General features: G+C 51.4%; 9 protein-coding genes. 3 read left to right on the top strand and 6 right to left on the bottom strand.

What is annotated here, in order from left to right; translation table 11 throughout:
- Positions 1-132: 132 nt before the first annotated feature.
- The 5 genes from A7090_RS25980 to A7090_RS10340 form a co-directional block, all read right to left on the bottom strand.
- Positions 133-291 carry a hypothetical protein gene (locus A7090_RS25980; protein ID WP_157941459.1) on the bottom strand — a complete coding sequence of 53 codons (159 nt, stop codon included), beginning with the start codon at positions 289-291 and terminating at the stop codon, positions 133-135.
- A gap of 156 nt (positions 292-447) precedes the next feature.
- Positions 448-1,413 (bottom strand): TerC family membrane protein Alx, encoded by a 966-nt coding sequence (gene alx, locus A7090_RS10355; protein ID WP_105273969.1) that lies wholly within the window; start codon positions 1,411-1,413, stop codon positions 448-450.
- A gap of 280 nt (positions 1,414-1,693) precedes the next feature.
- Positions 1,694-2,680, bottom strand: coding sequence for a Gfo/Idh/MocA family protein (locus A7090_RS10350; RefSeq protein ID WP_105273970.1), 987 nt, complete (start codon positions 2,678-2,680; stop codon positions 1,694-1,696).
- 78 nt (positions 2,681-2,758) lie between these two features.
- Complete coding sequence (locus A7090_RS10345) at positions 2,759-3,451, bottom strand: SanA/YdcF family protein (protein WP_105273968.1); 693 nt, start codon at positions 3,449-3,451, stop codon at positions 2,759-2,761.
- Positions 3,452-3,527: 76 nt separating this feature from the next.
- Positions 3,528-4,031 (bottom strand): M48 metallopeptidase family protein, encoded by a 504-nt coding sequence (locus A7090_RS10340; protein ID WP_001295542.1) that lies wholly within the window; start codon positions 4,029-4,031, stop codon positions 3,528-3,530.
- An 84-nt stretch (positions 4,032-4,115) separates the two neighbouring features.
- Here A7090_RS10340 and rlmG point away from each other — a divergent pair, with 84 nt between their 5' ends.
- The 3 genes from rlmG to higA all read left to right on the top strand — a co-directional run bounded on the left by rlmG (position 4,116) and on the right by higA (position 6,683).
- Positions 4,116-5,252, top strand: a complete 1,137-nt coding sequence (rlmG, locus tag A7090_RS10335; RefSeq protein ID WP_105273967.1) for a 23S rRNA (guanine(1835)-N(2))-methyltransferase RlmG — start codon at positions 4,116-4,118, stop codon at positions 5,250-5,252.
- 195 nt (positions 5,253-5,447) lie between these two features.
- Complete coding sequence (locus A7090_RS10330) at positions 5,448-6,245, top strand: DUF1266 domain-containing protein (protein ID WP_105273966.1); 798 nt, start codon at positions 5,448-5,450, stop codon at positions 6,243-6,245.
- A gap of 21 nt (positions 6,246-6,266) precedes the next feature.
- The gene (gene higA / locus A7090_RS10325; protein ID WP_105273965.1) at positions 6,267-6,683 is read left to right on the top strand and encodes a type II toxin-antitoxin system antitoxin HigA; all 417 of its coding nucleotides are present in this window, start codon (positions 6,267-6,269) and stop codon (positions 6,681-6,683) included.
- 111 nt (positions 6,684-6,794) lie between these two features.
- Here higA and fadH read toward each other — a convergent pair whose 3' ends face one another.
- Complete coding sequence (gene fadH, locus A7090_RS10320) at positions 6,795-8,813, bottom strand: NADPH-dependent 2,4-dienoyl-CoA reductase (protein ID WP_105273964.1); 2,019 nt, start codon at positions 8,811-8,813, stop codon at positions 6,795-6,797.
- Between the last annotated feature and the right edge of the window lie 499 nt (positions 8,814-9,312).

The raw sequence follows: 9,312 nt of genomic DNA, 5'->3' as shown, positions 1-9,312 counted from the left end.
TCTATGCCAGTTGCAGCCTAAGAAGTGGGAAGCCTCGCCGTTTACGGCGGGGAGCAGTCACATAACATATGGGCAAAACTATTTGGAATATGAGAACGGTTGCGCTCCTTTAATGTGCTATGCCATATAAAGTCACTGGCGCAGGGGGCGGCCAATCGCCGCCGCCCCCTGCACCCCCAGGCTCTGGCGAACAAAATCGCCGCTGCGCGGTTTCCTCAGCTTATCCCTTGCGGCTACCGGGTCGGGCGCAAGGTAACGTCCCTGTAAGATGCGCCCTCGCCGCGCATCCATGCGCGTCGGCCCGGCCTCCAGGGAACGCTTCGGCGATTTTGACGCCACCAACACCCGTGCGGTCTTTTTGTAAAGAGCTATAAGCCGATTACATAATTAATAGCTCACCTTTGTCTGGAATGAGTTATCTCTAGTAATGGCTTAATATACAGCGAATCATTCTCCCCGCTGCTTATCATGCCGATAATTCACCCAGGCGTTGATAATAAACGTCATCACCAGAATGCCAAACACCACGCTCAGTGAGACAGCAATGGGAATATGGTAGAAATCGACAATTAGCATCTTGATACCGATAAACACCAGAATCACCGCCAGACCATATTTGAGCATCGAGAAACGTTCTGCTACACCCGCCAGCAGAAAATACATCGCACGCAGGCCGAGGATCGCAAACAGGTTTGAGGTCAGCACAATGAACGGGTCAGTGGTCACGGCGAAGATTGCCGGAATGCTATCCACGGCGAAAATCACGTCGCTTAACTCTACCAGAATCAACACCAGCATCAGCGGCGTGGCATACAGCAAGCCATTCTTACGCACAAAGAAATGCTCGTTGTCGATGGTGTCGGTCATGCGCAAATGACCGCGCAGCCAGCGCACCAGCGGCTTGTCGCCGATGCCTGATTCATCTTCATGAGCCAGCGCCATCTTCACGCCAGTAAACAGCAGGAAGGCGCCGAAGATATACAGGATCCAGTCGAACTGCGAAATCAGCCAACTGCCAGTGAAGATCATGATGGTACGCAGAACAATCGCCCCGAGTACGCCGTACACCAGCACGCGACGCTGTAATGCCGCCGGAACAGAGAAATAGCTGAACAACATCAGCCAGACAAAGACGTTATCGACCGCCAGCGATTTCTCAATCAGATAACCTGTGAGGAAGGCCAGTGCCTGTGGATCGGCAACGGCGCGACCTTCGGTTTGCACCAGATACCACCAGAAAGCGGCGTTAAACAGTAACGACAGCGTCACCCAAACCAGCGACCAGGCCGCGGCCTGTTTCATGGTCATGGCATGTGCCCCACGACGCCCCTGCAACAACAGGTCGATAGTCAGCATAATGGTGACAACAACAGCGAATCCACCCCATAGCAACGGCGTGCCGACAGTATTCATAGAAGTTCCTTACACAAAAAAACGGCCAACGTCGGAAGACGTCAGCCGCTGCTTTTTATGCATAGACCTCGCCTTCCGGCAAGGTCTCACTTACAACAAAAAAGGAATACGTCTGCGTATTCCTTTCGGGTTGCCCGGTGACCGGATGTGGTTTTTCACACATCGTAATGACGATCGACCGGCAATGAAGTTACTCCCCTTTGCAGGTAACAAAGTATGACAGACCATTCAGTCAGTCAATGGGATGTTACATAACTTTTACACTGTTTTACTTTGGCAATTATAGTTTTACGCTATCAGCCGGAAAAATCACCCCGGTCTGGCGGCGGATCTCGGTCAGCAGTTTGGCGGTGATGCGACTGAGCGCCAGCCCAGGATGATCCACCAGATGCTCATCCACCAGTTCAGCAAACCGCTCTGCTTCGTACAGCATGGTATTAATATGCTGCGGTTGGGTGAGATCCTGCATCTGGCTGCCGCGCGGTACAAAACACACTTTCTGGCATTCAGACAGTTTTTCAATCACCAGCGATCCCGCTTCGCCCTGAATCTCGCTCGCCAGGACAGAATCACTCACTTTTGAGTGCTGCAACGTAACGCTGAAATCACCGTAATCCATCACCACCACGCCGTGGGCATCCACACCGCTTGCCAGCAAACTGGCACTGGCTTGTACGCTTTTCGGTTCGCCAAACAGCGCTACTGCTGACGCCAGGCAGTAAAAGCCGATATCCATAATCGAGCCGTTAGAAAACGCCGGGTTAAAAGTGTTGGGATTCTCGCCATCCAGATAACGCTGATATCGCGAGGAATACTGGCAATAGTTGAAAAAGACTTTACGCAATTTGCCGACTTTCGGCAGTGCCTGGCGTAACAAATGAAAATTCGGCAGGCTGGCAGTTTTAAATGCCTCAAACAGCACCACCTGGTTTTCCCGCGCACAGGCAATGGCTGCATTCACTTCTGCCAGATTGGACGCCAGTGGCTTCTCGCAAATCACATGAATTTTGTGGCTAAGGAAACGTTGCGTCTGGGAAAAGTGCAGGGCATTCGGGCTGGCAATATACACCGCGTCAATGGCATCGCTTTCGGCCATCGCTTCCAGCGACGTAAACAGATGCTCGACAGAAAAATCATTAGCGAAGTGCTGAGCCTGTTCAAGGCTGCGGGAATAGACGGCGGTTAACTTGTATTTACCGCTCTCATGGGCGGCCTCGACGAACTGGCGGGTGATCCAGTTCGTACCAATCACAGCGAGACGTATCATAACGCGTGGATACTCCATAAAGGGATTCTGCCGTCAATGTAGCATGCCTTTTTCATCTTCGACGTGCGCAGATACGCATTATTCTTTCGCCGGACAGCCATGCTCACTAAACGGCCCAATCATGACCGACGGCCCGAGATATTTCGGCTGACGATGGAGGATTTTTGCGTCAATCACCGCGCTGACGCGAGCGAGTTTCTCCCGCAGTTGAGTATAAAAGCCGTGCTTCATATTCAGGTCTGGCGCGTTAAACCCGATAGCATCGATACCGTACTGCTTTGCCAGCCAGATGGCGCGTTGATTATGAAACTCTTGCGAGATAATGGTGATATGGTTTTCACCAAACACCTTTTGGGCGCGCACCACTGAATCTAACGTTGAGAATCCGGCATAGTCGCAGAAGATCACTTTGGCCGGTACGCCTTTAGCGATCAAAGCCTGCTGCATTCCGGACGCTTCATCATAATTTTTACGTCCGTTATCGCCACTCACCAAAAGCCACTTTACTTTTCCGGCATGGTACAACTCTGCTGCACTATCAATACGTCGGGTAAAGTAGCGATTGCCCGGTCTTGCCCCCAGCAATAAACCCACGTTACGCGCCGGAACAGCCTTGACATCGCTCCAGGTCAGCTGCTTGCTGGCGTTGATCATTACACGATCGGCGATAAAAATTGCCGCTCCAGCTACGAGCAACAGTAGACAGGCAATCTTAAGAGCTCGGCGAGAAAAACAAACGCGGCGAAGAAGGCGGGCAAATGCGCGCAACATGGCCGTTATCCTTAACGAATGAGGGGAGATTGATTTTAGGCGCTAACGGGGAAAAAGATAACGCCTGACATCATTTTCAGATTTTGTCCTGCCCAAGCGACAGTTGCGTCAGCCACAGCCGGGTGTCGAATTCCAGCTGGTGGTACTGCGGCTCCATATGGCAGCACAACTGGTAGAACGCTTTGTTATGCTCTTTCTCTTTCAGGTGCGCCAGCTCGTGCACCACGATCATGCGCAAAAACGGTTCCGGCGCGTTACGAAACACGGTCGCGACGCGGATCTCTGCTTTTGCTTTCAGCTTGCCGCCCTGCACACGAGAAACAGCGGTATGTAAGCCGAGCGCGTTTTTCAGTACGTGGATTTTATTGTCATACATCACTTTATTGATCGGCGGGGCATTGCGCAGAAACTGATTCTTCAGATCCTGAGTATATTGCCAGAGGGCTTTGTCAGTGGCGTAGTCGTGTGTTCCCGGATAGCGTTTTGCCAGCACATCGCCCAGGCGCTGCTCGTTAATCAGCGTGCGCACCTGGGAAAGTAGTTGCTCGGGATAACCCTGAAGATAAGTAAGATTGCTCATAACCGCCCACGAAAAAGAGAAAAAGGGTATACTCACGCACCCTTTTCAGGGGCAACGTCGAAATTTTATCATTCAGGAGGGCCGATGAGCCACTTAGACAACGGTTTCCGTTCACTGACACTACAACGTTTTCCGGCGACGGATGACGTTAACCCGCTACAGGCGTGGGAAGCAGCGGATGAATATTTGCTGCAACAGTTGGACGACACAGAAATCCGCGGCCCGGTGTTGATCCTGAATGATGCCTTTGGTGCGTTAAGCTGTGTGCTGGCAGAACATAAGCCTTACAGCATTGGCGACTCATACATCAGCGAACTGGCGACGCGTGAGAATTTACGCCTCAACGGGATTGATGAGTCGAGCGTGAAGTTTCTCGACAGCACCGCAGACTACCCGCAACAGCCGGGAGTGGTGCTGATCAAGGTGCCGAAAACGCTGGCGTTGCTGGAACAACAACTGCGTGCGCTGCGCAAAGTAGTCACGCCGGATACACGTATTATTGCCGGTGCCAAAGCCCGTGACATTCACACCTCCACGCTGGAGCTGTTCGAAAAAGTGCTCGGCCCGACCACCACCACACTGGCATGGAAAAAAGCGCGCCTGATTAATTGCACTTTCAATGAACCGCCGCTTGCTGATGCGCCACAGACCGTTAGCTGGAAGCTGGAAGGTACTGACTGGACTATCCACAATCACGCAAATGTCTTCTCCCGCACCGGGCTGGATATCGGCGCGCGCTTTTTTATGCAGCATCTGCCAGAGAATCTCGAAGGTGAGATTGTCGATCTTGGCTGTGGTAATGGCGTTATTGGCCTGACGCTGCTTGATAAAAACCCGCAGGCGAAAGTGGTGTTTGTCGATGAATCACCGATGGCGGTTGCTTCAAGCCGTTTGAACGTAGAAACCAACATGCCTGAAGCGCTGGATCGCTGCGAGTTTATGATCAACAACGCGCTCTCCGGCGTGGAGCCTTTCCGCTTTAATGCTGTGCTCTGCAACCCGCCGTTTCATCAGCAACATGCGCTGACCGATAACGTCGCCTGGGAGATGTTCCACCACGCCCGCCGCTGCCTGAAAATCAACGGCGAGCTGTATATCGTCGCTAACCGCCATCTGGATTACTTCCACAAACTGAAGAAAATTTTCGGCAACTGCACCACTATTGCCACGAATAATAAGTTTGTGGTGTTGAAAACGGTGAAGCTGGGGCGTCGTCGGTAAGTCTTGTTTGTAATGCCGGATTGCGGTTGAAATGCCCGATCCGGTAAATAAGTTCATCGCTATATCATTATTTCTAATCTATTTTTCAGAATAAAATTGTTCTAAATACGAAAGGTCCGTTTAAGGACTTTTTTGTCAATTTGCTACTCTATATTATTAACAATCTTTTTCAGCATTACATCGAACGGAATAATTATGGATAAATATACTTTGCTAGGACTTGCTGTTACTGTTCCTGTTGCTCTTACATGGGCTTGGTTAGATGTAAAAAGAAAACGTAAAAAAAGAGATAATGCTCCGTTGTTAAATGATACGATGCGATTTGTTAATGGAACGCACCTTGTAATCACTGTATTAAACGGTGGTGATTATCGGTTATTAGCGGGCCATGAGTATAATAAAGATAACCGCCTTACTGCAAAAGGTCGTTGTAAACGCTTCTGGGGAGTAGAAGACATATCAGCGGGTATGGAGATGCTCCAGTCGCTTGTTGATGGTCGACATAACGAACAATTTCTTCAAGAGCTTAAACACATAACTGAAAATGTCATAAATTTAGAGACAGAGCAAAACTGGCAAACATTATTCACAAATATCACTGATAAAAAAATGCTTACTAAAATGAGAGTAATGCATGATGCGCATCTTGATTTTGGCAATAATGCGATTCTTGCATGGGATTTAAGTCGGGCAAATCATTTATTAGCAGATTATTATTTGGCTGGGTGGATAGATGAACAACGTTATATAAAAGAAGTCTTTGATGTAACATCGAAAATTCAGAAAAATTTTTCTTCATGGGACGAGTTTAATAAAAGCTATTTATATGGTTATCTTTGGTGGAGTGGGGAAGATCAACAACATGATCTTAAAAAATTAGGCTGCTATCATAATAGGGTAATGATTATAAATAAACAGAAGGATGTGGCTAATAGTCCCTTTAAATTAGACTGGGATACACCATTAAAAATAGAAACGTCACCCTACGCTTGAGCCAATTACATAAGGGCGAAAATGATTGCGATTGCCGACATCTTGCAAGCAGGAGAAAAGTTAACTGCTGTGGCACCTTTTCTGGCGGGTATTCAGAACGAAGAACAATACGCCCAGGCGCTGGAACTGGTAGATCATCTGCTGCTCAACGATCCTGAAAACCCCTTGCTGGATCTGGTGTGTGCCAAAATAACCGTGTGGGAAGAATCAGCGCCCGAATTTGCTGAATTTAATGCCATGGCTCAAGCCATGCCTGGCGGTATAGCCGTGATTCGTACCCTTATGGATCAATATGGTTTAACTCTTTCCGATCTTCCGGAAATAGGCAGTAAATCCATGGTGTCACGCGTTTTGAACGGGAAGAGAAAATTAACACTGGAACACGCTAAGAAACTGGCAGCGCGATTCGGTATTTCTCCTGCCTTGTTGATTGATTAACGCTACCTGCCGGATGCGGCGTAAACGCCTTATCCGGCCTACGTTTAGCACGTTACCCCCAGGCCGGATAAGACGCGGCAAGCGGCCTCATCCGGCACTTCAAATAACAATTTAAATCTCCAGCGCAAGCCGTGTTCCCTGGGCAATCGCCCGTCGTGCGTCCAGCTCCATAGCTACATCGCAGCCGCCAATTAAATGCACGGTTTTCCCGCTATCAATGAGCGGTTGCGCCAGCGCGCGGTTTGGCTCCTGCCCCGCGCAGATCACCACATGATCCACTGCGAATACCTGCGTTTCGCCGTTGATCACCACATGCAGCCCGTCATCGTCGATCTTCTGATAACTTACGCCGGGGATCATTTTCACGCCGCGTGCGAGCAAGGTGGTGCGATGGACCCAGCCGGTGGTTTTGCCCAACCCTTGTCCTGGTTTGCTGGCTTTGCGCTGGAGCATCACAATCTGCCGTGGGCTACGAGGGATCTGCATTCCCTGCGGACTTAAGCCACCAGCTTGTTGCAGGCTGCTGTCGATCCCCCACTCATTACAGAACCCAGCGATATTCTGGCTGGTGGATTCGCCAGGCTGACTTAAATACATCGCGGTATCAAAACCAATCCCGCCACAACCGATGATGGCAACTTTGTTGCCCACCAGCACTTTGTCGCGCAGTACATCGAGATAACTCAATACATTCGGATGATCGAGCCCGTCGATAGACGGAAAGCGCGGCACGATCCCACTGGCGAGGATCGTTTCATCGAACGCCTGTAACTGCTCCACCGTCACGGTGTGATTGAGTTTTAGCGTTACTCCGGTCACGTCGATCATTCGGCGGTAGTAGCGCAGCGTTTCGTAAAACTCCTCTTTGCCTGGGATCTGTTTGGCGATATTAAACTGCCCGCCGATCTCGCTGTGGGCGTCAAACAACGTTACCTGATGACCACGCGCCGCCGCGTTAATGGCAAACGCCAGCCCTGCCGGACCTGCGCCGACCACCGCCAGATTTTTGCGCTGTACGGCGGGAAGGATCGGCATTTTGGTTTCATGGCAGGCGCGAGGATTCACCAGACACGAGGTGACTTTGCCAACGAAGATCTGATCCAGACAGGCCTGGTTGCAGCCAATACAGGTGTTGATCTCATCGGCTCGCCCTGATTGCGCTTTTGACAGCAGCTCCGCATCAGCAAGAAACGGTCGCGCCATCGATACCATATCAGCATCGCCACGCGAGAGAATATCGTCGGCAACCTGCGGATCATTAATCCGGTTGGTGGTTACCAGCGGCAGCGAGACGTGGCCTTTCAGTTTGCGCGTGACCCAGCTAAAGGCACCGCGCGGCACTGGCGTGGCGATGGTCGGAATGCGCGCTTCATGCCAGCCAATGCCGGTGTTAATAATGGTTGCGCCCGCCGCTTCGATGGCCTGCGCCAGTTCTACCGTCTCGGTGAAAGTGCCGCCGCCTTCCACCAGGTCGAGCATCGACAGACGGTAGATAATAATGAAATCGTTGCCGACGCGTTCGCGCACCGCCCGCACCACTTCAACGGCAAACCGCATTCGGTTGCGGTAATCGCCGCCCCACTGGTCACCACGCTGATTGGTGCGCAGGGTAAGAAACTCGTTGATCAAATACCCTTCGGAACCCATTACCTCTACGTCATCGTATCCAGCCTCCCGCGCCAGTTGTGCGCAGCGGGCGAAATCGTCGATCAGTTGCAGAATCTCTTCATCGGTGAGTTCATGAGGAACGAAGCGGTTGATCGGAGCCTGCAATGCGGACGGTGCTACCAGATGCGGCTGGTAGCTGTAGCGTCCGGTATGCAAAATTTGCAGGGCAATTTTGCCGCCCTCCTGATGTACCGCTTCGGTAATGGTGCGATGGTGCGGGAGTTGGCTGGCGTCGTTGAGCATTGCGCCGCCTTCCATGCCAACGCCTGTTAAATCTGGTGCAATGCCGCCGCTGACAATCAGCGCCACGCCGTGACGGGCGCGCTCGGCATAAAACGCCGCCAGCCGCTCGGCACCGTCTGGATATTCCTCCAGACCGGTGTGCATTGAACCCATCAACACTCGGTTTTTTAATGTGGTGAAGCCTAAATCAAGTGGGGAGAACAGCGACGGGTAGCTCATAAGATTATCCACTATGTAAAATAATTGTTATGTGGTCGGATGAGTTCTAATTTAGCCGTCACCGGAGAAAAGGGAAAAGAGGAATGTAGGGTTTGTGATGGGATTCAAAAAGAATACGCCCGATGGTAATGCCGGATGCGACGCTTGTCGCGCCTTATCCGGCCTACGGAACGTATATGTAGGGTGGATAAGGCGTTTACGCCGCATCCACCAGTGAAGCGGTGCAAATGCCGGATGCGACGCTTGCCGCGTCTTATCCGGCCTACGGAACGTGCATGTAGGGTGGATAAGGCGTTTACGCCGCATCCACCAGTGGCGCGGTGCAAATGCCGGATGCGGCGCTTGCCGCGTCTTATCCGGCCTACGGAATGTATATGTAGGGTGGATAAGGCGTTCACGCCGCATCCACCAGTGAAGCGGTGCAGATGCCGGATGCGGCGCTTGCCGCGTCTTATCCGGCCTACGGAATGTATATGTAGGGTGGATAAGGCGTTCACGC

The organism is Escherichia sp. MOD1-EC7003 (assembly GCF_002965065.1).
GTDB lineage: Bacteria > Pseudomonadota > Gammaproteobacteria > Enterobacterales > Enterobacteriaceae > Escherichia.
Note: the sequence above shows the minus strand (reverse complement) of the source record. Positions and strands in the feature narration are given on the sequence as shown.